Genomic DNA, 26,134 nt, shown 5'->3' on the forward strand with positions numbered 1-26,134 from the left:
CGCTATGAAATACTCAATAGATAAAAAAGAACAATACGTGGTTTTTTCTCCTTTGGAAGAAAAAATCGATTCAATCATTGCCCCAGCTTTAAAATCAGAGATTTTAACAATACAGGCTGAAGGTTACCCACACATGGTACTTGACCTTAAAGAGGTTAAATATGTAGATTCCAGTGGATTAAGCGCACTTCTTGTTGGAGATCGCGAATTCAGTAAAACTGGAGGGATTTTTATTCTTTCAGGGGTTCAGGATCATGTCATGAAGCTTTTAAAAATCTCTATGTTGGATAAAAAGCTGAATTTGGTAGCCTCTTTAGAAGAAGCTGCTGAAGCTATCTTTATGTATGAAATTGAAAGTGGTGAAGAAGAAGAGGAGGAGGATTGAGTCCGGACTTTGAAGTCACCATTTTAGGGAATACCTCTTCCATACCAGTCCATGGAAGAAACCACACCTCTCAAGTAATCCGTTTTGGCCAGGAGCTTTTGCTCCTGGACTGCGGAGAGGGAACTCAAATCCAATTGCGAAGGTATAAAGTGAAACCTTCCAAGATTTCTAATATTTTTATTAGCCACTTACACGGCGATCATTATTTAGGCTTAGTAGGACTTCTATCTTCATTTAACTTAGCCAAGAGAACCAAAGCTCTTACCATCTATGGTCCCCAAGGCCTTGATGAAATTATTACTACAAATTTTCGCTGGAGCAATACAAAGCTATCCTATCCATTAAACTTTGTTCAGACTAATACCCAAGGTCTAAACTTGCTCTTTGAAGAGCCTAAATTTCAGGTTTTTAGTTTCCCTCTGAAGCACCGACTACCTACCACTGGGTTTTTAATCTCAGAAAAACCAGGATATAGAAACCTTATAAAAGAAAAAATCCAGGGTCAGTCTTTATCAATCGAAGCGATTAAATCACTGAGAGAAGGGATGGATTATCAGGATGAAAATGGTAAATGGTTTAAAGTAGACGACTTTGCTTACCCTCTCCCAACCCTAAGAAAATACGCTTTCTGTTCTGATACGATTTTTGACCCAAGTATTAGCACTTATATAGAAAATGTTGATCTCCTTTATCATGAATCGACATTTACGAATGATGATAAAGCCCGTGCCGGAGAAACATTCCATAGTACTGGCGAACAAGCAGCTCAAATCGCTACCATGTCAGGTGCTAAAAAGCTCTTATTGGGTCATTTTTCTTCCCGGTACAAAGATTTAAGTCAAATGTTGGAGGAGGCAAAAACAGTATTTCCAAACAGTATTCTTAGTGAAGAAGGAGAAACCTATCCTATATTGTAGCTATGCTAAACAAATCTCAAAGTTCACGAAAAACCAATCTCTTTATTTTTTTAGGAGCCATCTTTTTGACCAATGCGATTCTTGCTGAGATCATAGGGGTTAAAATATTCTCTGGAGAAAAATCATTGGGATTTGAGCCTGTCAATTGGAATTTTTTCGGAGAGTTTGTTTTGGACTTCAATCTTACCGCCGGCGCCATTCTTTGGCCTGTGGTTTTTATCACTACAGATATTATCAATGAGTATTTTGGAAAAAAAGGGGTTAGGAAAATCAGTCTTTTGACAGCAGGAATGATCGCTTATATCTTTCTTGTTATCAGTGTAGTAACCAGATTAGTCCCTGCTGATTTTTGGTTGGACGTCAATGCTTCCAGTCCCTCTGGTGATGATTTCAATATAGATTATGCTTTCAACACGATATTTAGGCAAGGTGGTGGAATTATCATTGGATCTTTGACAGCCTTTCTTTTAGGGCAATTAGTTGACGTTTTTGTCTTCCAAAAACTTCGTAGCATCACCGGTGAAAAAATGATCTGGCTTAGAGCTACAGGATCTACTCTAGTCTCTCAGTTTATCGATTCATTTGTAGTTTTAGGAATCGCTTTTTATGTTTTCGGAAATTGGAGTTTAAGCCAAATAATCGCAGTGGGCATCATGAATTACATCTATAAATTCGTAGTTGCTGTGGGCCTTACTCCTCTTCTTTACCTAGGACATGGGATCATCGATAGGTACTTGGGGAAAGAGCTTTCGGAGGAAATGATCAACGAAGCAACCAAAGACAAGTCTTTCATTTAAAAACCAAATATATTTTGCCTACAAGACTTGATTCAAAGGTGGATTTATAGAAACTTTTGAATTTCTATTGGTTTTCAAAATATATTATCTTACATTTGCACCGTCAATAAGACGCATAATAATTTTTCTGAGCCGTGAAATCCTTACTGTCGCTTGTCTGGGATATTCAATAGGAGTACATGGCAAGAAAAGTAAGGAAACATCATGGAAAATACACTCAAGTTCTCTGACTTGGGAATTTCATCAGAAATTCTTAAGTCTGTGGAAGAGATGGGCTATACCCAACCTTCCCAAATTCAATCTCAAGCAATTCCTTTCGTACTAGACGGTAGAGATGTCATCGGACAAGCTCAAACTGGTACAGGTAAAACTGCTGCTTTCGGAATCCCTATCATTGATTTGGTAGATCCAGATTTCAATAAAGTTCAGGCAGTTATTCTTTGTCCTACCAGAGAACTAGCAGTTCAGGTAGAGGGCGAAATTCAAAAGCTTGCAAAATATCACAGAAAAATCAACTCTGTTGCCATCTATGGTGGTGAATCTATTGATAGACAAATCAGAGTTTTAAGAAAAGGTGTTCAGATTGTTGTAGGTACTCCTGGTCGAGTTCAAGATCACATCAATAGAGGAACATTGAAACTGGAAAACACTGGTATCATCGTGCTTGATGAAGCGGATGAAATGCTAGATATGGGTTTCAGAGACGATATTGAAGCTATTTTGCAGGAAATGCCTGAGAAAAGACAAACAGTCTTCTTTTCTGCTACGATGGCAAAGCCAATATTGGACTTGACTCGTAAGTATCAAAACAATCCTGAAATCATTAAAGTTGCTAAGAAAGAGCTTACTGTAGACAGAATCGAACAGGTTTTCTACGAAGTGAAACCTTCTTTGAAGCTGGAATTGATGGCGCGTTTAATGAATGTCAACAATTATGCATTGAGCGTTGTATTTTGTAATACAAAGAGAATGACTGATGAAGCTACAGAAGCTTTGGGTTCAAGAGGAATCCTTGCAGAAGCTCTTCACGGTGATTTATCTCAAGCACAGCGTGATAAAGTAATGAACAAATTCCGTAAAGGACTTTGTACAGTCTTGGTTGCTACAGACGTAGCAGCAAGAGGAATTGACGTTGACAACGTAGAAGCTGTATTCAACTTTGACCTTCCTTTAGACGATGAGTCTTATGTACACAGAATCGGAAGAACTGGACGTGCAGGTAAGTCAGGAAAAGCAATCAACTTTGTTACAGGAAGAAGAGATTTCGGTAAAATCAGAGATTTAGAGCGTTTCACAAAGGCGAGTATCGCAAAAATGGACCCTCCTTCTGTTTCTGACTTAATCGAATTGAAGAAAGCTCAGTTTGTGAAAGACGTTCACACAGTAATCAGCAAAGAAGAGGACAACCAAATTTTTGAAGAAACTGTAGGGCAACTTCTAACGGAAGGACTTTCTATCGAGCAAATCGCTTTAGGTTTGATGAAGCTTCAAATGGGAGATGCAGTGAAGGAAATGAGAGATCAAGACTTTAGCTTAAGCTCTTATGGTAATGATAGAAGAAGAGAAGGTGGAAGAAACGAGCGATTCGGACGAGGAGAAAGAGGCGAGAGAGGTCGAGGAGAAAGAGGAGAACGAGGTGGAAGACGTGAAGGCGGAAGACGCGAAGGTGGAAGAAGTGAAGGAGGAAGAAGAGAGCGCGTTCGTGAAGCTAACATGGAAAGATTATTCATCAACTTGGGTAGAAAAGACAGGATCCGTCCAAACGATATAGTAGGTGCTATTGCTGGTGAAGCAGGTGTACCTGGAAGATCAATCGGAGGAATCGATATTTATGACAACTTCTCTTTTGTGGATGTTCCTCAAAAAGATGCTGCTCACGTGATCCAAGTCATGAAATCAAATACGATAAAAGGAAAATCCGTTAACATGGAGATTTCAAAAGGTTAATTAGATTATAAGGTTAATTAGGTTTTTAAAGCACACTTCTGATTTGAAGTGTGCTTTTTTTGTTACTCCTCCCCCCTATACTGAAAAGAGTTCAAATCGTTAAACTTGAACTCTTTTACCTCATTTTTTCAAAAAGAAATGTTGATTAAAGCTTACTCAGATTTTAGAATAATTGTTGGGTTTGCTTTTATCAATTTCCAAATTTGCGAAGCTACTGTACCGACAATCACTCCTAATAATATAAATAAGGCAACACCCAAAGGGATAAAGCCTACACCAGAATGGAAAGCGAAAAAGCTGTCAAGAAAACTGGAAATTAGAATTAATGAAAAAGTACTTCCTATCACGGCAGCAATTCCCCAAATAATTAAGTACCTCTTCAACAATTTCTTAGATAAGTCATTTGTGTTTGCCCCAAAGACCTTCCTGACACAATAGTCTTTAATATGTGCTGTCATATTCAAGGAAACCAATCCAAAAAGGCCCAATAATGCAAGGATAACGGAAAGGGTGGCTGAAAACAAAATTAGCTTTGTAACACCATTCACATCAGCAATAGCTCGCTCGAACACATCTGTCTGCATTTTCCCTTCAAATAAGCCTAATGGTACGGTTTCGTGCCATATTTTTTTGACTGACTCCATCTGACTTTCCGCGGTACCCGGATTCATTTTCAAGGTTAAATAATTAAAAACTGAATCTGGGGAGGCACGGATCGTAATTGGTTCAATAGCATTATTGAAAAATGTAGTATGAAAATCCTCTACCACACCTATTACATGAAAATTCGCACTGTCAATCGTAACTGTTTGATCGAGTGGGAATTCCATTCCAAGCTGGTCCAGAAATTTCTGATTTACCAATAATGACTCTTGGGTGTCGGTAATCAAATCTGGATTAAACATTCGGCCTTGCTTTAATTTCAGATCCAGTAATTCAGGATAATTGGATTCTGCATTCAAAAAATTGACAGTGAATTTCTCATCCCCAAAAGCCACTTCCGTTTCTCTAATCCAATTCCCAACATAGTCCTGACTTCCGCTTACTTCCAGTACTGAAGATAGAGCTGAAAGCTTATTTCTTAATGGAACGTAATCTTTGGATTCCGGAACGTTGACGATAATCTTATCTGCTGAACTATACCCCCAATCCCTGTTGGCATTGATATAATTGGTTTGCACAAAGGCAATAGCAGCAACCATACTGATAATTGCTAGTGTAAACTGAAAAGATAGCAGCACACTGGTAAAAACACTTTTACTTCCAATCTTCTGATTGCCTTTAAGAATACCTATCGGCTTAAATGAGGACAAATACAAAGCTGGGTACAAACCTGTAATCAAAGTGATTACTATCAGAATAGACCCTAAAAACATCCAGATGTATTTATCTCGAAATAAATCAATTTGGAGATTTTTGGACGCGATGCTATTGAAGCCTGGAAGAAAAATAAATCCAGCAAATACACAGCCCAATAAAATGGCAAAAATGCATATCAAGAGGTTTTCACTAAGAAATTGAAAAACCAATTGACTTCTTTTACTTCCAATTACTTTTCGTACGCCGATCTCTTTTAATCGTTTGGATGCCATCAACACCGATAAGTTGATATAATTGAATACCGCCAACAAGAGAATAAAAAGTCCAATGGTACCCAATAGAATCTGTGGTCCTAATCCCAGAAAATCCCTAACACCTCTTTCGATTTTACCTACATTATTAATAATATCTGGATAGGCTATCAACCCCATATTGACATAAGGGTTATCGGGATCCACTTGATTTTGGATTTTGGTTAATTCATCCAAATCCGAATCAATCCTGGAAATATCTGTGCCTTTTTCCACCTGGATAAACGTCCACAACTCTTTACTCCATGCGTCTTTGATCGGAATATCTGTGAGGAAATGCGGATGCGTTTCAAAATTGACAAGAATGTCAAAATTAAACATATCCATGTCTTTTAAATCCTCCAAAACCCCTCCAACATGATAGAGTTTTTCTTCTCCATCAACCACTAAGGACAGCACCTGATCTATGGGGTTCATATCCCCAAAAAGCTTCTCCGATAGTTGATGAGTCAAAATCACCTGTTCAGGCTCCTTCAAGGCACTGGAATATCCGTACTCCATTCGGTACTTAAACATTTCCATAAAAGAAGGATCTACATAAATGGACCGCTGATAAAAGCTTTCATTATCCTGAATCAATAATGGGAAATCAATTAATACCTTTGTCTGATTTTTTAAATTGTTCAGGTGATCCGGAATCAAGTCGAAGATGGGTTCGGCCACAGTTCCATAAGTTACCATTCCCTCCTCTTCTTCTGTGGTATAGACCAATTGATAGATTTCATCTTTATTGGGTTGATTCAAACCCTTAAACCAGATGTTTGCGATGAATAAATAAGCCACAATACAGCAACCCACCGCGCAGGCTAATCCAAAAACTGAAATAAAGGTCGTTCCTTTTTGCTTCAATATATTTCTCCAACCGATTTTGAAATAACTTCTTATCATAACACCATTATTAGTATTTAAATGCAGGAACTTGCTGAACCCGATATTGCTCCATTTGAAAAAGCTAAAAACATGGAAAATAAACCTGAAGCGAGCATAGGCCAATCCTTTCTCCTCTAAATCCAGATAAAACATCTCATAGGCATCACCTTGGATCTGTTCCAAACGCTCTTGGATGCAATAAAACTCCAGAAACCGATCTGCAAGTTTGGGTGGATAATATTTGTGTTTCTTATCCATTTGAAAAATCTAAAGCTAATGGTGGCAATTGATCATAAAGACGGTTTCTGACCATTTTAACTTCATTTATAGCAGCAACGCCACTTGCCGTAAGGCTAAACAAACGCTTCCTTCTCCCTCCTCTTTCTTCAGTAGCCCCTCCCATTTGGGATTTAGCAAACCCCTTTTCCTCCAGACGGTTTAATACCGTATGAATCGCAGAGATATTTACATTTCTTCCAGTCTGACTTTTGATTTCTTCAGCTACCGAAACTCCATATGCCTCCTGATCCAAAATTCCTACAATCAATAAGACAAGCTCTTCCAACTCCCCTAAATGATATCCTTTCATATCACGAATATTATATTTACAAATATGAATCTAATTGATTTAATTCACATTTGTAAATTATATTTGAAAAGATTTTTCTTGGATAGATTTTTTTGTGATTTACTTAATCTGACAGAACCTTTCAAATAGTTTCCATATCCGATTAACTTGAGAGAATACCTTCTTTCTAAAAGAATAAATTTTAATTTTGATCTCTAATGCAATTATTCTTTCAGGAAAATATCACTCCCCCAAAAATCACCTTAGATCCGATTGAATCCAAACATTTGACTCGGGTTCTTCGGAAGCGCGAAGGAGATATCATTCATGTCACAGATGGCAAAGGCAGTATTTATGAATGCAAGCTGGTAGATTCCAATCCAAAAAAATCCATTCTTCAGATCATTTCAAGTGAAAAAGTTCCTGCAGATGATTACTACATCCATCTTGCAATCGCTCCCACCAAAAGCCCCGATCGAATGGAATGGATGATTGAAAAGATTACTGAAATCGGGTTTCATGAATTGACTTTGCTTTCGTCCATGAATTCCGAAAGGAGTTTTCTTAAAACTGAGAGACTACATAAAAAAATGATCTCTGCATGTAAGCAAAGTTTAAAATTTCACACCCCAAAAATTAACCAGACTACTGATTTAAAAGAGTTTTTTAATAATTCTGATTTCGAAGATTTCCAGAAATTCATCGCTTATGTAGATGAAAATCACGATCATCATTTGATGGATGTCGCTAAGCCTCAAGCAAATTACTTGATTTTGATTGGCCCAGAAGGAGATTTCTCTCCTCAGGAGATTGAAAAAGCCTTTGAATTTAACTTCAAGCCAGTTTCCCTTGGTAAAAGCCGCTTAAGAACAGAAACCGCAGGATTAGCTGCCGTACAAATGCTACAAGTACTAAACCGCTAATTTTTCCGTTTTTTTTACTAAAGCTTAAAGAGAAGCTTGAACTTATTTTACCAAAATGATTAATTTAGTGTTAAATCCATTTTTAAAGTGCCATACAAAGAGCGAGAAATAGTCAAAAAATATTATTCAATAGGTGAAGTTGCTCAGATGTTTAAAGTAGCTCCATCTCTGATTCGATATTGGGAAGGTGAATTTGATATAATACATCCAAAAAAAGATAAAAAAGGTAATCGCCGTTTTGTCAAGGATGATATTGAAAAAATCAGATACATCTATCATCTCGTAAAAGAAAGAGGGTACACCTTGCAGGGCGCCCAAGAAGTGATTAAGTCTGGCGAGGAACAAGGATTTGATAAAATTGCAGCTGTTCAAAAGTTGCAGCAAATCAAAGATTTTTTAATCAGTATCAGGGATGAATTCAATGAAAAATCCGACACATGAGGAACTTCGTTACTTCATAGCCCTTTGGTCAGCTCCTAAAATAGGGCCAGGAATTCTCAAGGCTATCATTGCCTATTCAGGTTCTGCAAAGCGATTTTTTGAAATCCCGAAAGGAAGGGCTGCCAAAACACCTAAAGTAGGAGAAAAACTACTTTCTATCCGAAACCAAGAGAAATCACTACTTCAAAAAGCAGATGACTTGTTAGAGCTTTGCGAAAGTAAAGGATACCGCATTCTTACAAGTCTCCATCCAGATTTCCCTAAGCGATTTAAAGCCCAAGAGGACAGCCCGTCATTATTTTTTTGTCAAGGAAAGGCAGATTTTAATGCCGAGCGAACGGTAGGTATAGTAGGCACAAGAAGCGCGACTGCCTATGGTAAAGCGGCAACAAGGAAAATAATTGAAGATCTATCGGTGTATCAACCCACCATCATTTCAGGCCTAGCCTATGGCATTGATATAGAAGCACACCGTGCTGCATTGCAGGAAAACCTTCCTACCGTGGCCATCATGGGATCACCAATTGGGCAAATTTATCCATCAGTCCATAGAAAAACTGCAGAATCTATGCTGCTCAATAAAGGTGGTTTGATAAGTGAATATCCTCCTGGTGGCAAAATGGCTCCTGGAAACTTCCCGGCGAGAAACCGAATAATTGCAGGTCTTTCTGATGCATTGATTGTGGTAGAGGCAGCCGAAAAAGGAGGCGCCTTAATCACCGCAGAAATCGCTTATTCATATGATAAGGATGTATTTGCAGTCCCCGGAAATTTACAATCTCCTTTTAGTGAAGGTTGTAATCATCTAATCAAAAAGATGAAAGCTAATATTTATACTGGACCCAATGATATCGCTGAAGCACTATTTTGGACAAAACCGGGAGAAGTAAAGGCTTCGAAGCCCAAATTAGATTTTTCAAGCAGAGATGCAGAAGAAGTAAAAATCTTAAAGATTCTTCAGGAGAATGGCGAAGCTGGAATTGATGAAATCAGTTTTCAGACAGAAATCCCCATAGGCCAACTCTCTTCTAAGTTACTTGCTTTGGAATTTGAAGGAATCGTAAAATCTTTGCCTGGTAAAAAATACCTTATTCTCGTCTAAGACTGTTTCAACTTTCTGATTTTTCTAGGAAAATACCAGAGATAAAACCCACTGATACTCATCAAGATCAAACCTAGAGAAGTTAAGGTAGAGTAAGTCAATTTTGCTCCCTCCTCGCCTGTCCAATAATAATCAATGATGCTTCCATCATGAACTTTTTCTATCCAATCGGAATGCCTAGTGTCTACCGATAGAACTTCTGAGGTATAACCATCCACCTGAACTTCAGTGAAATGCGTTTTGAAAGTGACTTTTGCAATCCCTTTATCAGGCCTTATATCTATCCTATCTACTTCACGAGACTCACCTAAACTGTCCATAACACTTTGTGCTATCTGGATCATTTCGGTAGGAGAAATCCAGTTTTCTTTTAATTCGGATTTAGTTTTTGTGGTAGGTGGAAGGAGTTCTACTTTCTTTTTCCAGGCTAATAAAACAGAGGTAATCCCGATTATAAAAAAGAAGATAATCAAGGGTAAACCGAGCCACTTATGAAAAACCCGATAAAACCTGACCGCTTTTACTTTTGATGCAATGGACTTCTTCATATTAAAACTCTGAAAAAACAAAACCTGTCAGTTTCAAGGCTTCTTTCAACTCTGCCTTATTTATAATCAGCTCATGCCCTTCTCCCTCCAGCGTGTCGATCAAAATTTCTGTTGCCACATTACCAACCAATTCATTTTCGGCAAAAGGACATCCACCGTAGCCATTTAAAGCACCATCAAATCTTTTGCAACCACCTTTGAGCGCGGAAATCACTTTTTCCTTAGTTCCAGCAGCCGTGCTATGTAGATGAGCCCCAAATTCAATTTCAGGAAAAGCCTGGGTCTGGACTTCAAATACCTTTTCTATCAATTCAGGATTAGCTTTTCCTACGGTATCAGCAATGGATATTATTTTGAGATCTAATTGATTGAGCTTTTCAACAAATTCAGCAATCAACTCTGGTGAATAGGCTTCATCGTAAGGATTACCAAAGCCCATACTTAAATAAGTGACTAAGGTTTTCCCTTTTACTTCACATAGGTTTTGTATTTCCTCTACTGTCTTTAAAGCTTCCGATATAGAGCGATTGGTATTCTTTTGCTGAAATGTTTCAGAAACAGACAAAGGAAAACCTAAATAATCAATCTCATCGAAATGTGAAGCATCTTCAGCACCTCTTAAATTGGCAACAATTGCCAAAAGTTTTGATTTAGCATGATGCAAATCCAAAAGTCCTAGCACCTCTTCAGTATCGCGTAGTTGAGGAACCGCTTTCGGACTTACAAAACTCCCAAAATCAATCGTATCAAAACCTATTTCCAATAATTGATTGATATAAGCAGCTTTGACAGCAGTGTCTATAAAATGAGGAATCCCTTGCATGGCATCCCTTGGACATTCTATCAATTTAATCATACTTTGAAATTACTAAAGATCAGCTTCCCTTTAATACAAAATTATTTGAATCCCATATTTTAAAGGACGAGTCAAGTGATACTCTCTGATAATCAGCAATTCACAAAATCAGTTTTTGGAGAACTCTTGGATAAACTGGGGATATTTTTCCATGATTTTCGTGGAAAATATTACTCTATTATTTTTTATGTATCACAAAAACCAATGAATAAGAATCACATAAATACCTATAAACCAATTAATTAAAACTTACCATTGAAGTCAACTTAATTTTTGGTAAAAGGATTGCAAAGTTGATATCAAAACCAACCACAAATGAAAATGAAAACTAAATCAACTTTACTTATTGGGGGAGCTATTTTGGTTTCAGCATTTGCATGTGAAACCAAGCAGTATAGCGAACAGGATAAAAAGGAAGTTACTTCATCTCTTCAAAGCTATGTAGATAGTGTAGAGACCGCTGTTCAAATTATCCCAGTGCACAACTGGACCGTAATTGAAGAACGATATGATAGCTTAGATTCCCATGCAGAGAAGGTTTATGAAGACCTGAATGTAGATGATCAAGAAATAGAAACCATAGAGGATCGTTATGAGAAGATCGTAGAAAATGGTAAAAATGAACAACAAGTATTCGAAGAAAAAGCGGATATGCACATGAAAAACGTGGAAACGTGGTGGAATAAAACCAGTGAAAACATTGAAACTGGTACAAAAAACACCATAGAAGACGTGGAAGATGCTACCCAAGAAAGTTTGACTTGGCTAGAGAAAAACTTTGAAAAACTAAGTAAGGAATCTCAGGAGAAATATGATGAGATCCGAAAATCTTTAGAGAAGGATTAATCACCAAATTCACCTCTAAAAAAGAACCCCGCCAAAATTTGGTGGGGTTTTGATTTTTAAGACTAAATGTTTTTAAAAAACCTCTTTTGCAATTTTATATGTAGTGCCTGCTTTACTCATCGTATAGAAATGTAATGAAGGAACCTTTGCTTTTATTAATTCGCGACATTGATCGATCGCCCATTCAATCCCCACTTCCCTAACTTCTGCATTTGTTTTACACTTTTCCAACTCATCCATTAATGGATCTGGTAAGTCCAAAAAGAAGGTTCGAGGTAACATGGTAATTTGGCCCATCGTAGTAATAGGTTTGATACCGGGAATAATTGGAACAGTGATTCCTGCAGCTCGAACTTCATCGACAAACTCAAAATACTTTTGGTTGTCAAAAAACATCTGAGTTACCACATATTCCGCACCCTTATCTACTTTTTCCTTCAATTTCCTTAAATCAAATTTCATCGAAGGAGCCTCAAAATGCTTCTCAGGATATCCTGCTACCCCCACACAAAAATCCGTTTGAAAACCGGTTTCTGTTTCCTCATGAAGGTACTTGCCATGATTCATGTCCACTATTTGCTCTACTAATTCGCTAGCAAAATGATGTCCATCGGGTTCAGGAATAAATTTCCCTTCCGTTTTAGGAGCATCCCCACGAAGCGCAAGAACATTTTCCACCCCAATGAAATTGAGGTCAATCAATGCATTCTCTGTTTCCTCCTTGTTGAAGCCACCACAAAGTAAATGAGGAACAGCATCTACCTGAAACCTGTTCATCATAGCGGCACAAATCCCTACTGTACCAGGACGTTTTTTTGTCCTTATCTTCTCCAATAATCCATTGGGATGCTTCTTATAAATATACTCCTCCCTGTGATAGGTAACATCTACAAAAGGAGGTTGAAACTCCATCAATGGAGAGATTCCTTCTAGTAACTCTTTTAAGCTTTGTCCTTTGAGAGGAGGTAAAATTTCAAATGAAAAAAGCGTTTTATCCGCATTTTCCAGGTGCTGGGTTATTTTCATATAGGTTGAGATGCTAATTTTTTATGTGGTTGGTAAGCTAAGTTAGGTGAAAGTAAGCGCTCTGCGTCAGCCAGAGAAATTCCTTTTCTTTCGGCATAGCTTGCCACCTGATCTTCAGCTATTTTCCCTAAACCAAAATATTTACTTTCCGGATTGGCAAAAAAGAATCCTGAAACAGAGGATGTCGGGTACATCGCATAACTTGTGGTTAAGGTGATTCCTGAGTTTTTCTCCATATCAAGCAAACGGGAAATGGTTTCTTTTTCAGAATGCTCAGGACAAGCCGGATACCCTGGCGCTGGCCTGATTCCTACATATTCCTCTCTAATCAATGAATCATTAGCAAGAGATTCTTCTGAACTATAGCCCCAATACTCTTTCCTTACCAATTCATGAACATATTCTGCCGCAGCTTCTGCCAATCTATCTGCCAGTGCCTTAAACAAAATATCGTTATAGTCGTCACCTTCTTTTTGGAATTCTGCCAGCTTTGACTCCATTCCAATTCCTGAAGTCACAGCAAAGCAACCCAAATAATCCTTTTTGTTAGGATGAAGGTAATCTACCAAAGATCGATTTGGTACCCCTTTGCCCTTTTTACCCTGCTGGCGCAAAAAGTGAAATTTGCCGATTTCATTCGCATTTTCATCAAGCACTATTGCGTCATCTTCGGTCCTTTGAACAGGGTAGATACCAAATACTGCATTCGCTAAAAGCCATTTTTCCTCAATCAGTTGATCAAGCATTTTATTCGCATCATCAAATAGCTTTTTAGCTTCAACTCCTACAATTGGATCATCAAAGATCTTAGGGTATTTACCACTTAGCATCCAAGTGCTAAAGAATGGTGTCCAATCAATATATTTTCGAAGAATATGTAAGTCTAGATCTTTTAGTACAGTCGTTCCTGTAGTATTAGGTACAACTGGGTCTACCACGTCCCAATCGATCGCAACAGGATTGGCTTTCGCCTCCTGATAAGTCACCAATTGCTTGGCCGATTGTTTAGCTTCGTGATCCTCTCTCAACTTCGCATAAGTCTCTTTGATCTGAAGTCTATAAGCCTCCTTCGTTTCTTCAGAAATTGCTTCTCCTGCCACAGGAACTGACTTACTCGCATCCATCACATGCACAACTGTCCCGCTATAAACTGGGTCAATTTTCACTGCAGTGTGAATTCTTGAGGTAGTCGCCCCACCTATCAACAAAGGAATCTTCAAGCCTTGTCTCTCCATTTCTGAAGCAACATTGACCATTTCATCCAATGATGGAGTAATCAAACCACTCAAGCCAATAATATCTACTTTATTTTTAATCGCTTCATCGATAATTTTTTGAGCATCCACCATCACGCCCAAATCGATAATTTGATAGCTATTACATGCCAAAACCACTCCCACAATATTTTTCCCAATATCATGGACATCGCCTTTAACAGTCGCCATCAGAATTTTCTTTAGAGAACTTTTCTCTTGACCCTCTTCAGGCAAAGGCATAAATGGCTCAAGATAGGCCACTGCTTTTTTCATTACCCGAGCTGACTTAACTACCTGAGGCAAAAACATTTTCCCTTCTCCGAAAAGATCTCCTACTACGTTCATTCCATCCATCAAAGGACCTTCGATCACTTTTAAAGGATTACTCAACTCAAGCCTGGCTTCCTCGGTATCCTCCACAATGTAATCTAGAATCCCCTTGACTAAGGCATGTTCTATTCTTTTTGAAACAGGATCAGATCTCCATGCTTCATTGACGGCTTCTTTCTTCCCTGAAGCTTTGACAGTCTCTGCAAAGTCCAAAAGTCGCTCTGTAGCATCTTCTCTTCTATCGAAAAGAACGTCCTCCACTTTCTCCAAAAGGTCCTTAGGTATATCGTCGTAAACCTCTAGCATAGTGGGATTTACTATCCCCATATCCATTCCATGGTGTATAGCATGGTATAGGAAAGCAGCATGCATCGCTTCTCTTACAGGATTATTTCCTCTAAACGAGAAACTCACATTACTCACACCACCACTAACTTTCGCTCCAGGCAGATTTTCTTTGATCCATTGTGTTGCCAAAAAGAAGTCCAAAGCATTTTTCTTATGCTCATCCATACCTGTGGCAACAGGGAAAATATTTGGGTCAAAAATGATATCCTGAGGATTAAACTTCACCTCATCGACCAACACCCTATAACTACGCTCACAAATCTCTATTCTTCTATCATAGGTATCCGCCTGACCATCTTCATCAAAAGCCATTACTACTACAGCAGCACCAAACTTTTTAATGGTCTTTGCCTGATTGACAAACTCCTCTTTCCCATTTTTTAAGGAAATAGAATTTACAATCCCCTTGCCTTGGATACATTTAAGTCCTGCAAGGATGATCGCCCATTTCGAGCTATCGATCATGATTGGAATTCTGCTTATTTCAGGTTCTGAAGCCAGCAAATTCAAAAATTTGACCATGGCTGCTTCTCCATCCAGCATACCTTCGTCCATGCAGACATCCAATACTTGTGCTCCACCACGGACTTGATCCAATGCCACATCCAAGGCGTCGTCGTATTGCCCATTGAGGATTAACCTTGCGAATTTTTTCGACCCGGTAATATTGGTTCGCTCACCAATATTTACAAAATTGATTTCCGGTGTTACTACCAAAGGCTCCAGCCCAGATAGTTTCATGTAATGTTTGTTATCTATCACCTCAATCCAACGTTTCTTCTACTTCTAATTGATTTAATTTACGAGGGGCAAAACCTTCTGAAAGGTTTGCCAAAGCTGCTATATGTTCAGGAGTGGTGCCGCAGCATCCTCCTAAGATATTCAGCATCCCTTCTTTTAAAAAGTCCCGGACCTGACCTGCCATTTCATCTGCTCCCTGATCGTATGCCCCAAATTCATTGGGAAGCCCTGCATTCGGATAAGCACTGACATAAAAAGGTGATTTCTGTGCAAGAACTTTAAGGTATGGCCTAAGTTCTTTAGCTCCCAAAGCACAATTAAGGCCTACAGAAAGCAAAGGAACGTGAGAAATTGAAATCAAAAATGCTTCAGTGGTTTGCCCTGACAATGTACGCCCTGAGGCATCTGTTATAGTTCCTGAAACCATGATTGGAATTCCTCCTTCCCTTGGATCAAGTGGCAAATTTCTTTCCTCAAAAACATCCTGAATGGCATAAAGAGCTGCTTTTGCATTCAAGGTGTCAAAAATTGTTTCTACCAATAATATATCAGAACCACCATCTAATAACCCTCTTACTTGCTCCGAATAAGCTTCTGCCAATTGGTCAAACGTAACTGCTCTATAGCCGGGGTCATTTACATCTGGCGAGAGTGAAGCAGTTCGATTGGTCGGGCCTATTGCACCTGCAACAAATCGGGGTTTATCTGGATTATTTGCTGAGTATTCCTCTGCCACTTCTCTTGCCAGCTTTGCGGATTCAAAATTGATTGCATAGGCTAAGTGCTCCAAACCATAATCAGCTTGGGCGATAGTGGTAGCAGAGAACGTATTAGTTTCAATAATATCGGATCCTGCGTCCAAATATTCCCTATGAATGGCTTTAATAATTTCTGGCTTACTCAATGACAGCAAATCATTATTTCCTTTTAGATCCTTCGCATAATTTTTCAACTCAGGAGTTCTAAAATCTTCCTCCGTCAACTTATATCGCTGAATCATAGTACCCATGGCACCATCGAGAATCAGGATTCTTTTTTGAATTTGCTGTAGTAGGAGTTCAGTTCTGTTTTGCATAATTGATTAATATTCAAGGGCTAATCGAGCAAAACACGGAAAAAAGTACAAAGACTTATCCGCTCATCTATTCCCGAATATTCGGGATGGGAATTAGCACCTTGGTTACAGGTTGCTAAGACGTCGTCGGGCCCTTCCCTCAGTCTTTCTCGATAAGCTGACCAAAGGTACTATCATTTTCCTAATAAAACAGTCGATTACAGCAATTTTGATAGGGTTTTGGACATATTTTTAGAGATTCTCAACTTATGGCCTTACTCCCACACCTATACTGAGATAAGGTGCTGCCATGTAGCTGCTCATGCTTAAATCTCCTAATTTGTAATTCCCCAAAGGAAGTTCATATCCAAACGAGGTGTTGAATACAATATCAAACAAATTGCGTTTTCCAATAGGCAAACCATATTCAATAAAAACTTCTGGTTTGGTCATCAAACCACTGCTCTTTATGTAACTGTCAAAATTCCTTTGCTCAAATAATTCCGGAAAATCAGGCTTTTCTTTAAGTGTATTGGTATAGCGTATATTTCCAAAACCTAGTCCTACAACCCCACCTATTCCAAAATTCTTGAACTGGAAAAATTTCATTCCTATGTTACCATAAACACGAAGACTATTGAGGGATTGCTCCCTTAAAGTGTTGGCTTCACCATGCATTGCTAAATTAAATACTTCAGCCCCATAGAGTAATGAACCTGTTTCTCCAAGAATCTTCAAGCCAATATTATGTGGCTTTCCGTCTAGTTCATTAAATCCAGCATCTGCAAGCTTTTCATTCAACTTGGTAGGTGATGTAAAATGAATTCCATTTATTAAGTAAAATCCAATAGATCCATCTTTATAAAAGAAATTTCGATCCGGCAGCGTTAAGCCTGCTCCAAGTCTGATAAATGCACCACTTTGGGCATTATCAAATGAAAGGTCTTTCATATTCCATTTACCTTCAAATGGACTAAATGAGTATCCTAATTTTAATAATACTTCTAAGGCTTCTTTCCTTCCCGGAAGGTCAAAATCATAACTTAATTGGAAACCTGTCTCCGTCAAAAAGTTGCCGTAATATTGACTTCCTTTTTGAATGTTTTTCTTTCGAAGAATAAAGCCTTGAGCGGGTTCAGCTAAAAACTCATCCAAGTTACCGGATTGGTTTTCAGGGAGCATCTGAAAATTCAAAAACCCAGCTCCAATAGACATATAATGTATCAATTGAAATTTTGACTCTTCTATAAATGAATAGCCAATATTCACTAATGCCCTTGAAGTTCTATACCCTATGTTATAACCGTCAAAAACGCTTTTGCTACCTCGGTTATGATATAGCTCCATTCCGATCACAAAATCATTGTATCGAGTTTGATATCCCAGGCCGATTGTATTGTATTTATTCCTTAATCCCGACAGGCCACGATCTTTCAGCAATTGGTCAAATTGATTGAGCTTGGCACCAGATGTTCCTACCACGACATAGAAGGAAGACCTCTTTGTCACCAATTGCTGTGCAGAGACACTAAAAGACCAACCGAGAATTAGGGTGAAAAGGAAAAATCGAAAAAAACGAGGCATGAATTTACTCAGTTATTAAGGTTGTCTGCACAATAGCTTCCTTGCAGGCAAAATTAATGCTAAACCGATTATTCTAGCGAATCTTTCCTATTAAGATGTTTGATTAATTTATCGTAAAGCACTTCTGGTATGAATGGCTTGGGAACAAAATCATCAAAGCCAATTTCTTTCATCTGGTCTTTTACCTCTTGAAATGATGTGGCTGTCAGCGCCAAAATAGGGACATTTGATTTTATCGGGTCGCTATCAGCTCTGATTTTCTCGGCAACTGCAAAGCCATCTAGGACAGGCATTTGAAGATCCAAGAGAACAAGATCAAAATGCTCCTTACCAAACATTTCCAAGGCTTCTTGCCCATCTGAAGAAATGACCACTTTTCCTGTATTCCATTTTTTCAGGAATTTCTTTATCAATATTTGATTGACATAATTATCCTCAGCTACTAAAATAGTAGCCTCCTGCAATGAACTTGGAAGTCTTACTTTACTATCGACTGCCTCTTTTTATTGAACTTGGCAATTTTAAAATCAGCGTAAAACTTAAAAGTACTGCCCCCAGAAATATTTGAATTCACCTCGATATCTCCGCCATATAGGTTTACCAGCCTTTTTACAATAGCCAAGCCTAAACCTGTTCCACCATATTTCCGGGTGGTTGAAGAGGAAGCCTGTGTAAATGCTTCAAAAATTGATTCTTTTTTATCTTCAGGCACACCGATACCCGTATCAATACACTCAAAATTAACTCGACAGATTCCCTTCTCGAGAATTTCATGGGACAACTTAATCGTAACTTCTCCCTTATCTGTGAATTTTATGGCATTGGAAAGTAGGTTATTTATTATTTGGCCTAACCTTACCGAGTCCCCAAGAAGTTTTTGTGGTAAATCGGGATCTATGAGACAAGAAAGCCTTAAATCTTTTTCATTTGCCTGAAAGCTATGGGAATGAACAATCCTGGTTACTAAATTCTTTAAATCCAATGGCAATTCTTCCAGTTCGACTTTACCAGAATCGATCTTATTATAATCCAGTATATCATTGATTAAAGCCATTAGATTCTCTGCGGAAAACTGAAGTGTCTTTAAGTTTTCCAACTGATCGGCGCGAGGATCTTCCTGCATCAATAGATGAGACAATCCAATCACCGCATTCATGGGCGTTCGGATTTCATGACTCATGATTGAAAGGAATTGAGATTTAACGAGAGAAGCCTGTTCTGCATTTTCTTTCGCCTTTACTAATTCCTTTTGGGCTTCTTTTAATTTCGAAACATCCCTAGCAATACCGGTATAAAAACTAGGATTCCCCTCCTTGTCCTCGATCAACTTTCCATGGGAATTAAAGACTCTATAATCACCATTTAAATGCCTTAGTCGAAATTCCAAGAACTGGTTTTGAGCTAAGAAATCCTGATTGTCTCCTAAGATTTTCTCAAATTCTCCCATGTCATCTGGGTTGAGAAATTCAAAAATACTTTTACCAATTACATCAGAGGCTTTATAGCCTAAAAACTGCTGCACATTAGGGGAAACATATTGAAGCTCAAACTTTTCTGTCAGAGAGAAAATGATTTCGGTACTTTCTTCAACCAGCGTTCTATACTTTTCTTCAGATTGTAGCAAATTGATTTTTGCTTGATGCTCATCTGTAATATCTCTGATAATACTAAGCACAAATTCCACTTGATCATTGATGACAATCGGTCTAAATGACCTAGCATAATAGCGGTCACCAAACGCAAACTCTGATTCCAAAAATTGGCGATCGTAATATACCTGGTCCAACAATGCATTTACTTCCTCATAAGGAGTCACATGCACTTCCCATAAAAATTTCCCCTCAAAATCCTCCCTAGTCATTCCCCAATTTTCAAAATTGGTGCCTTCCGCTACAATATATTTTCTCTCTTTATCCAGTAGGAAAACATTGGTACCTGGAATATTGGATGCTAAAATCCTGTATTGACGATCTCGTTCCTCATTAATATCCTCCAACTTTTTACGATCGTCAATATCCAAGATCAACCCTTCGTGGAGCTGGATTTTTCCTGACTCGTCTCTAACTTCTTGCGTTTGATCTTCTACCCAAATATAAGAGCCATCCCCTTTTTTAAATCGATAGGATCCTGAGAATGAAGGAACTCCAAATTCATTTTTTATTTCCTTAGATTTTTCCCTGATATGTCTAGCATCTTCGGCATAAAGTAAATCTAGAATTGATTTTTTACTCTCTACTAATTGCTGGGCGTTATATCCAAATCGAGCTACATTGTCAGAAATATAGACTATCCTAAAATCATCATTTGGATCTATCCTGAATAAAACCACAGGACTATTTTCAACAATCATTTTAGCCCTGTTGGCTAATTTTTTCGCTTCATATTTTTCACTAAGGTTCTGAAGAACTAAGGAGTATCCTATTTTTTGGTTTTGATCCGAATGAATGGCTTTAATTGACACTTCAAAAGGTTCAGCCTTATTTCCTTTGATCTTCAAGTTCACCTCATCTTGCCATATATTCCCCTCTTCAATTTTTGGAATAATCTCTTCTAACTTTTCTTCATGATTTTCAAACTCAAAAAACTCAGCAATTTTACCTTTACATACGTCATTTACTGTTTTATCACATAGTTTCAGCGCGGCTTCATTAGCATAAATCAGCTCCTGCTCTAAGTCAGTCACTACTATTGGATCCTTTACCTGAGCCAATATTTGTGACTGCAAGACAAGCTGTTCTTCCGTAGCTTTTTTATGGGTAACATCAGTACAGATACCAACCACCTCTATTTGATGCCCCATTCCTCCGCTTGGCACATCAATTTCATAATTGATAATAACATTTTTATCTTCTGGCGACTTCATAGTAAACTCTCCAGAAGTCGTCTGAAGCGATGTTATTGTTTCTCTAAGATTAGTGATAAACTCTTTTCTAAAAGGCTTATCTATCTTATAAATCATCGTGGAAAACTTAGCATACGTGGGCTTATTTCCTAGTCCAAACATATATGCCAAACCTCCAGAAAAATGAAACATTTTCCGGTGGACATTATATCTCCATGAACCTGATTTTGCTATCAATTCAGTAGTGGCCAAAAGGTTTTCATTCCTTTCTATTCTACTTTTCATTTTGCTTGCTTCGTAGGCTCCTAGGAACATATCTCCCATCTGCCTTAAAATCTGAAGCTCACTTTCGTCAAACTGTAAATTACTTTCGTTAACCTGAATTAAGAGTAATCCCTTAAGCCTATTGTTACTAACCATAGGGATAAGAATAAAGCAACATTCTTCATCGATACTCTTCAATTGAACTTTCTGAAATGCCGCATTTTGAAGTATTAGTTCTAATTCCTTCTGTACACTTCTTTTTTTCAACTTTCCCCAAAGGCATAATGAACTAAATAAAGTGCTTTCCCCCTCTCTCAAATGGATTTCAACTCCTTTTGCATTTAAAAATTCACCTACAATCGAGAAAGAGTCTTTTAAACTTTTTAGTAAATCAATAGGAGATTCATTTATCAATAAAGCAGAAACCTTATTGATCATGTTTTCTAGATCAAACCTCTTCTGAAGGGAAAAATCAGTTTGCACGTAATCCGTAATGTCTCGTGCGCTAAATATAACCCCTTGTATTTGAGGGTTATGCAATAGATTTTTAGCAAAACTTTCTATGTACTTGCTTTTTTCTCCTTCTCTATGAACCCAAAAATCAATATTTACTTCTTCCTCTGATTGTAGAGCAGATTCAAAATCACCTTTAACCAACTCGATAATTCCAGCATCAATGAAGTCTTGAAAATTCTTACCTACAATATCCTCGACTTTAAATCCTAGTTTTTGCCCTACTGAAGGACCGATGAATTTATAATTCCCCTCACTATCCAGTATAGTGATCAAGTCATGCGTGTTATTGAGGATACTTTCAAGAAAATGAAGGTTATACTTCGCGTTCTTTTCAGCGTTTTCCGGAGTCTGAACAAGCATCGACTCGGAATAGAATTTTGACCTGGCTCCTTTGACGATCACAAAGCGATTTTGATAACTGGAAGGCAATGCAATCAGACTCCATTCAAAAAGTAAAAAATCACCAGATAATGACTTTAAGGATTTAAAGAAATTTATTTGGGTTAGCTCTCCGCTTTCAAAATAGGTTTTGAGAGATTTCCGAACCTCTGGATAATCAATGAAACTTTGCCACTGATCTGAAATTAGCTCGTAGTTTGAATGGAAGTATTTATTAAAAAAAATGATTTCCTCAGAATCGATCATAAAGAGCGGCTCACTCATCTGATCAAAGAAGTCTGAAATATCAAATTGCTGGAATTCTGTCATACCGTCCTTACTACTTAACTCGCTTAGCCATTATACTAAAATTATAAAATGCGGACTAATATGACCAAAAGTCTGCTCTTTTTCTAAGTACAATCGAATTTTAAAGTAGTCAAACTAAAAGATGATTAAATAAAAACCTCTATTTCAAAGGGAAGCAAAACCAAATCAAACAAGTTTTCGTGTTAAATTAGATATTCAAAAAAATAAATAAAACTCAACTCATGATTATTTCGACTACCCCCAGCCTAGATGGTTATAGTATAGATTCGTACTTAGGAATTGTTTCAGGGGAAACAATTATAGGTGCAAATGTTTTCAAAGACTTTTTTGCTAGCATTACTGATATCGTCGGAGGAAGATCCTCTGCTTATGAAAAAGTATTAAAAGAAGCTAAAGCAACTGCTCTTTCAGAAATGGAAATGCAGGCAAGAGCTTTTGGTGCGGATGCCATTGTAGGAATAGATTTAGACTATGAAACCATTCGAGATGGCATGCTCATGGTTACTGTCAGTGGAACAGCTGTCAGAATCACAAAATCATAAAATAAAGAAGCCCTGAAAAATCAGGGCTTCTTTATTTGTTCTAATACTTTTGTTTTAGTGGCTTTTTTACAAATATGATTTCCTACAATCATGACAGGTGCAGACTTACAAAAGTCCATACACTTGGTAGTAATCATTTTACATTGCCCTTTAAGCTCTCCTTCCTTCATTGCCTGCTTCAGCTCCTTTTTCAAAGATTTTATCCCGGCTTTTTTACAATCGGAACCTGAACACACAAATATCAATTTTCTCTTAGCTTCCATTTATCCACTGGCTACAGCCTGCATCATTAATCCACATAAATAAGCTCCATAAGTACCGGCGGCATATCCAAGCACTGCTAATAAAACACCTACTGGAGCCAGCGAGGAGTCAAAAGCCGAGGCTACAATTGGGGCTGAAGCAGCCCCACCTACATTGGCTTGCGAACCCACTGCTACATAAAAGAAGGGAGCTTTGATTATATAGGCTACAATCAGCATGATAAGAATATGGAAAAACATCCATAAAATTCCAACTAAGAACAATATTGGTGAGTCCAATACTGCTCCTAAATCCATCTGCATGCCTATTGAGGCGACCAAAACATAAAGCAAAACACTTCCCATCCTGGAAGCCCCTGCTCCTTCTAGATTCCTTGCTCTTGTAAAGGATAGCGCCAAACCAATGGTAGTAGAAATTACCACTATCCAAAAGAACGCTGAGTCTAGAGAATATTGGCTCAATGAGGGGTAATTTTCTCCTATAAATGGTGCAATAATATCAGCAAACAAATGAGCAACCCCAGTTACTCCAAAACCCACTCCCAAAATTATCATGGTGTCTGAGAGTGTAGGGATTTTCATAATTCCTTTTCTAAACTCCTCTATTTTATCTCGCAATTCATAAATGGCTGAGCTATCAGCTTTGAATTTCTTATCGATTATTTCAGGCTTTGCAGCCCAATACAGCAAAACAGCCATCCAAAGGTTAGCCACCAATACATCCACAGCGATCATTTGGCTAAACAATGAAGGGCTAGCTCCAAACACTTCCAGCATGGCCGTTTGATTTGCTCCTCCCCCGATCCATGATCCAGCGATAGTTGCTAATCCTCTCCAAACCTCATCAGGACCACTTCCTCCTAATAGTTCTGGTTGAAAAAATCCTATGGTAGCCAATGCAAGCGGGCCACCAATCATAATCCCAAAAGTTCCTGCCAAAAACATAGTCAATGCCTTGGGTCCTAACTTCAAAATGCTCTTTAAGTCAATACTTACTGTAAATAACACCAAGGAAGCTGGTAAAAGGTATCTGCTGGCTACTTGATAAATCCCGGAAGTCTCTCCTGAGATCCACCCAAAGGAATTGAATAAAGCAGGAATAAAGTAACATAGAAGTACCGTGGGAACCACTTTATAAAACTTCCTTAAATACTTATTTGAACTTGACGCGGTTCCAAAAACCAAAGCTAAAATGGCCATCAGTATTCCAAAAACGATCGCATCATTCGAAAAAATAGGGCTAGTTTCTTCCATAATCCGAAATACGGAGTGAAAAGCTATAAAACCAACAAAAGTCTTGAAAATCCTATTAGATTTGCTTGCCGTTCTCCAATATCTGCAAGAACTCTCCTAAAATCATGGCGGTAGCTCCCCAAACCATCTCCTTTTCTACCTCGAAATACGGAGTATCCAAACTGAAATTTTTACTCAACTCTAAGTTTTTCCTCTTTCGAAAAGTAGGGTCAGTCAATTGACCAATGGTCGTTTGGATGATTCTATCCACCTCCTTTTCCTCAGGAACGAAGTCGGGTTTGATATGAGAAATACCGATGACAGGAGTAACTAAAAAATTACTTGCTGATATGTATAAATCCGTTAAGGTCCCTAAAACTTCCACAGTTTCAGGAACGATCCCAACTTCTTCAGAAGCTTCTCTTAAGGCTGTATGGATTAAATTCGGGTCTTCTTTTTCTTTCTTACCTCCCGGCAAAGCGATCTGTCCACTATGAGCTCCTTCATAAACAGGACGCTTGATTAATGGGAAAAATGCTTGTCCTTGATCAGGATAAAGCATTATTAGGACTGCTCCTTGCCTATGTGATCCTGATTCTCTAGTTAAAAACCTCTTTGGGTCCACGGGCTGTGGAGACATTATTAATTGAGCATCCTTTCCGGGAAGAGGATGTTCAAGCCCTGATTTCAGAATTTTGATAAGTTTATCAAACTCCATTCAAACTCAAATCTACTTTTTTGATTTTTTGATTGATATAAGATTCTGGCTGATATTGTTCTGATTTTTTTTGGAGTTCAAATCTATGAACAAAGTGCTCACCAAGATCTATGATCCAAGCCATTGGTCTATATCCACTTTCTTCTTGAAAATAACCAAAGACTAAAAAAGTCTCTGCATTGACCCAAATCCCCTCTTCAAACATTCCAGACGGTCCCATGAAAAGCAAGCGTTCTTTCATTCCATCTTCCCTATACCATACGACTTCAGAATCAGGGTTTAGGAAAGGCTGGTCTATTGCATCTTGAGCTTCAACCTTATAACTATAGATATCCATCGTTCCATTGCCATTTGGGTTTGGCAACTGATATGGATAGAGAGGATCATCTGGAAGTATTGGATTTTTTTCGGGCATTTCCATAGGATTTATGGAATCACTTTGGACCAAATTAAAATCAGAACTTAAAAACTCTCCAACTTCTGACTTCCAATGGTTCTTCCAAACAACCTCCTTTCCCAGACCTACTTCAAGAAAACTTTGAAGCATTTTCAGTTCATCATCCTCTGGGGTTAACGCAACTGCTTGATTTTCTGAATCGGAATTGGAAGATTCACATGAAGAAACACTCCATAGAAATGCTAATCCAATCAAAATCCTAAAACAATATGGAAAGTTGTCAATCATGGGAAATAAATAGCAGAAGTCGAAACTAATTCAGCGACACCAAAAAACAAAAAAGGCCGGAATATGACTCCGACCTTTTCCTGCTCTCAAACCTATTAAACCTATTGTAGATATTCAATTCATGAATACTTGCGAAAAGTAGAAAATGTTTTTATATCCTCCAAACAATCGATTGCGAAAGATTTTCAAAATT

23 protein-coding genes and 1 riboswitch are annotated in these 26,134 nt (G+C 38.1%); of the genes, 9 read left to right on the plus strand and 14 right to left on the minus strand.

Annotated elements, in window-relative coordinates; genetic code table 11:
- Nucleotides 1–4: 4 nt before the first annotated feature.
- From ALPR1_RS13255 to ALPR1_RS13270, 4 genes are all read left to right on the plus strand, one after another.
- The gene (locus ALPR1_RS13255) at nucleotides 5–385 is read left to right on the plus strand and encodes an STAS domain-containing protein (protein ID WP_008201393.1); all 381 of its coding nucleotides are present in this window, start codon (nucleotides 5–7) and stop codon (nucleotides 383–385) included.
- Nucleotides 382–1,302 carry a ribonuclease Z gene (locus ALPR1_RS13260; protein WP_008201395.1) on the plus strand — a complete coding sequence of 307 codons (921 nt, stop codon included), beginning with the start codon at nucleotides 382–384 and terminating at the stop codon, nucleotides 1,300–1,302. The genes ALPR1_RS13255 and ALPR1_RS13260 overlap by 4 nt, the downstream gene beginning before the upstream one ends.
- A 2-nt stretch (nucleotides 1,303–1,304) precedes the next feature.
- Nucleotides 1,305–2,099: a queuosine precursor transporter gene (locus tag ALPR1_RS13265; protein WP_008201397.1), complete on the plus strand. Its 795-nt coding sequence runs from the start codon at nucleotides 1,305–1,307 to the stop codon at nucleotides 2,097–2,099.
- Nucleotides 2,100–2,303: 204 nt separating this feature from the next.
- Nucleotides 2,304–4,046 (plus strand): DEAD/DEAH box helicase, encoded by a 1,743-nt coding sequence (locus tag ALPR1_RS13270; RefSeq protein ID WP_008201399.1) that lies wholly within the window; start codon nucleotides 2,304–2,306, stop codon nucleotides 4,044–4,046.
- A gap of 152 nt (nucleotides 4,047–4,198) precedes the next feature.
- Here ALPR1_RS13270 and ALPR1_RS13275 read toward each other — a convergent pair whose 3' ends face one another.
- Both ALPR1_RS13275 and ALPR1_RS13280 read right to left on the minus strand, forming a co-directional pair.
- Nucleotides 4,199–6,805 (minus strand): FtsX-like permease family protein, encoded by a 2,607-nt coding sequence (locus ALPR1_RS13275; RefSeq protein ID WP_008201401.1) that lies wholly within the window; start codon nucleotides 6,803–6,805, stop codon nucleotides 4,199–4,201.
- Nucleotides 6,798–7,136, minus strand: a complete 339-nt coding sequence (locus ALPR1_RS13280) for a PadR family transcriptional regulator (RefSeq protein ID WP_008201403.1) — start codon at nucleotides 7,134–7,136, stop codon at nucleotides 6,798–6,800. Before ALPR1_RS13280 ends, ALPR1_RS13275 begins: the two co-directional genes overlap by 8 nt.
- A 197-nt stretch (nucleotides 7,137–7,333) precedes the next feature.
- Between ALPR1_RS13280 and ALPR1_RS13285 the strand changes: the two genes are divergently transcribed.
- The 3 genes from ALPR1_RS13285 (at nucleotide 7,334) to dprA (ending at nucleotide 9,581) form a co-directional block, all read left to right on the plus strand.
- Nucleotides 7,334–8,038, plus strand: coding sequence for a 16S rRNA (uracil(1498)-N(3))-methyltransferase (locus ALPR1_RS13285; protein WP_008201406.1), 705 nt, complete (start codon nucleotides 7,334–7,336; stop codon nucleotides 8,036–8,038).
- 87 nt (nucleotides 8,039–8,125) lie between these two features.
- Nucleotides 8,126–8,479 carry a MerR family transcriptional regulator gene (locus ALPR1_RS13290; protein WP_008201409.1) on the plus strand — a complete coding sequence of 118 codons (354 nt, stop codon included), beginning with the start codon at nucleotides 8,126–8,128 and terminating at the stop codon, nucleotides 8,477–8,479.
- Complete coding sequence (gene dprA / locus ALPR1_RS13295; RefSeq protein WP_008201411.1) at nucleotides 8,460–9,581, plus strand: DNA-processing protein DprA; 1,122 nt, start codon at nucleotides 8,460–8,462, stop codon at nucleotides 9,579–9,581. The genes ALPR1_RS13290 and dprA overlap by 20 nt, the downstream gene beginning before the upstream one ends.
- Here the strand turns inward: dprA and ALPR1_RS13300 are convergent.
- Both ALPR1_RS13300 and ALPR1_RS13305 read right to left on the minus strand, forming a co-directional pair.
- On the minus strand, nucleotides 9,578–10,129 hold the full coding sequence (locus tag ALPR1_RS13300; RefSeq protein ID WP_008201413.1) for a PepSY domain-containing protein: 552 nt from the start codon (nucleotides 10,127–10,129) through the stop codon (nucleotides 9,578–9,580). The genes dprA and ALPR1_RS13300 overlap by 4 nt on opposite strands.
- Before the next feature lies 1 nt (nucleotide 10,130).
- Nucleotides 10,131–10,985 (minus strand): hydroxymethylglutaryl-CoA lyase, encoded by an 855-nt coding sequence (locus tag ALPR1_RS13305; RefSeq protein WP_008201415.1) that lies wholly within the window; start codon nucleotides 10,983–10,985, stop codon nucleotides 10,131–10,133.
- 321 nt (nucleotides 10,986–11,306) lie between these two features.
- Between ALPR1_RS13305 and ALPR1_RS13310 the strand changes: the two genes are divergently transcribed.
- Complete coding sequence (locus ALPR1_RS13310; protein WP_153231813.1) at nucleotides 11,307–11,831, plus strand: hypothetical protein; 525 nt, start codon at nucleotides 11,307–11,309, stop codon at nucleotides 11,829–11,831.
- 72 nt (nucleotides 11,832–11,903) lie between these two features.
- Here ALPR1_RS13310 and metF read toward each other — a convergent pair whose 3' ends face one another.
- The 6 genes from metF to ALPR1_RS13335 form a co-directional block, all read right to left on the minus strand.
- The gene (metF, locus tag ALPR1_RS13315) at nucleotides 11,904–12,857 is read right to left on the minus strand and encodes a methylenetetrahydrofolate reductase [NAD(P)H] (protein ID WP_008201420.1); all 954 of its coding nucleotides are present in this window, start codon (nucleotides 12,855–12,857) and stop codon (nucleotides 11,904–11,906) included.
- Nucleotides 12,854–15,532 (minus strand): methionine synthase, encoded by a 2,679-nt coding sequence (gene metH / locus ALPR1_RS13320; RefSeq protein ID WP_040302833.1) that lies wholly within the window; start codon nucleotides 15,530–15,532, stop codon nucleotides 12,854–12,856. Before metH ends, metF begins: the two co-directional genes overlap by 4 nt.
- A 22-nt stretch (nucleotides 15,533–15,554) precedes the next feature.
- A complete protein-coding gene (locus ALPR1_RS13325; protein WP_008201423.1) occupies nucleotides 15,555–16,607 on the minus strand; it encodes a homocysteine S-methyltransferase family protein in 1,053 nt (350 codons plus the stop codon).
- A gap of 60 nt (nucleotides 16,608–16,667) precedes the next feature.
- Nucleotides 16,668–16,766, minus strand: a riboswitch (SAM riboswitch).
- A gap of 87 nt (nucleotides 16,767–16,853) precedes the next feature.
- On the minus strand, nucleotides 16,854–18,170 hold the full coding sequence (locus tag ALPR1_RS13330) for a hypothetical protein (RefSeq protein ID WP_050776399.1): 1,317 nt from the start codon (nucleotides 18,168–18,170) through the stop codon (nucleotides 16,854–16,856).
- Nucleotides 18,171–18,238: 68 nt separating this feature from the next.
- Nucleotides 18,239–18,634 (minus strand): response regulator, encoded by a 396-nt coding sequence (locus ALPR1_RS20390; RefSeq protein ID WP_050776400.1) that lies wholly within the window; start codon nucleotides 18,632–18,634, stop codon nucleotides 18,239–18,241.
- A 14-nt stretch (nucleotides 18,635–18,648) separates the two neighbouring features.
- Nucleotides 18,649–22,500, minus strand: coding sequence for a PAS domain S-box protein (locus ALPR1_RS13335; RefSeq protein WP_008201426.1), 3,852 nt, complete (start codon nucleotides 22,498–22,500; stop codon nucleotides 18,649–18,651).
- Between the two features lie 221 nt (nucleotides 22,501–22,721).
- Between ALPR1_RS13335 and ALPR1_RS13340 the strand changes: the two genes are divergently transcribed.
- Nucleotides 22,722–23,042: a YbjQ family protein gene (locus ALPR1_RS13340; RefSeq protein WP_008201427.1), complete on the plus strand. Its 321-nt coding sequence runs from the start codon at nucleotides 22,722–22,724 to the stop codon at nucleotides 23,040–23,042.
- A 20-nt stretch (nucleotides 23,043–23,062) separates the two neighbouring features.
- On the opposite strand, the gene ALPR1_RS13345 is transcribed toward ALPR1_RS13340, so the two are convergent.
- From ALPR1_RS13345 to ALPR1_RS13360, 4 genes are read right to left on the minus strand one after another with little or no spacing between them, the layout of a single operon-like run.
- On the minus strand, nucleotides 23,063–23,305 hold the full coding sequence (locus ALPR1_RS13345; RefSeq protein WP_008201428.1) for a (2Fe-2S) ferredoxin domain-containing protein: 243 nt from the start codon (nucleotides 23,303–23,305) through the stop codon (nucleotides 23,063–23,065).
- Nucleotides 23,306–24,559 (minus strand): DUF819 family protein, encoded by a 1,254-nt coding sequence (locus tag ALPR1_RS13350; protein ID WP_008201429.1) that lies wholly within the window; start codon nucleotides 24,557–24,559, stop codon nucleotides 23,306–23,308.
- Nucleotides 24,560–24,614: 55 nt separating this feature from the next.
- Nucleotides 24,615–25,256: an NUDIX hydrolase gene (locus ALPR1_RS13355; protein ID WP_008201431.1), complete on the minus strand. Its 642-nt coding sequence runs from the start codon at nucleotides 25,254–25,256 to the stop codon at nucleotides 24,615–24,617.
- Nucleotides 25,246–25,941 carry a hypothetical protein gene (locus ALPR1_RS13360; RefSeq protein ID WP_040302834.1) on the minus strand — a complete coding sequence of 232 codons (696 nt, stop codon included), beginning with the start codon at nucleotides 25,939–25,941 and terminating at the stop codon, nucleotides 25,246–25,248. The genes ALPR1_RS13355 and ALPR1_RS13360 overlap by 11 nt, the downstream gene beginning before the upstream one ends.
- Nucleotides 25,942–26,134 lie beyond the last annotated feature (193 nt).

Source organism: Algoriphagus machipongonensis, assembly GCF_000166275.1.
In the GTDB taxonomy this organism is placed as follows: domain Bacteria; phylum Bacteroidota; class Bacteroidia; order Cytophagales; family Cyclobacteriaceae; genus Algoriphagus; species Algoriphagus machipongonensis.